This window comes from Paraburkholderia sp. RL18-085-BIA-A (genome assembly GCF_046027075.1).
GTDB lineage: Bacteria > Pseudomonadota > Gammaproteobacteria > Burkholderiales > Burkholderiaceae > Paraburkholderia.
Window position 1 is genome coordinate 1 of record NZ_JARESU010000611.1, and the last position, 464, is coordinate 464.

The window sequence follows — 464 nt, forward strand, 5'->3', positions numbered from 1 at the left end:
CGTCGTTGTACAACACTTCGGCGGCCGGAAAGCCCGGGAAGATCTCGACGCCGAGCGCCTCAGCCTGTTGGCCCAGCCAGCGCGTGACGTTCGCGAGGCTGATCACGTAGTTGCCGTGATTCTTGAAGTTCTCCGGCAGCGCCCAGGTCGGCACGCTCTTCGAACCGGTTTCGGTCAGGAAGAGGAATCGGTCTTCGGTCACGTCCACCGTGAGCGGCGCGCCTTTCTCCTTCCAGTCCGGGATCAGTTCGGTGATCGCGCGCGGATCCATCACCGCGCCCGACAGGATATGCGCCCCGATCTCCGAGCCCTTTTCCAGCACGCACACGCCCAGCTCGACGCCTTTTTCCGCTGCCAGCTGCTTCAGGCGGATCGCCGTGGACAGGCCAGCCGGCCCGCCGCCGACGATCACGACGTCGTATTCCATCGACTCGCGGGGACCGTACTGCTCAATGAGACTTGCG

General features: G+C 64.4%; 1 protein-coding gene. It reads right to left on the minus strand.

Features of this window, described 5'->3' with window-relative positions; genetic code table 11:
- Nucleotides 1-464 (minus strand): NAD(P)/FAD-dependent oxidoreductase (locus P0D89_RS54075; protein ID WP_408379840.1); only part of this gene is annotated, 464 nt, incomplete at both ends.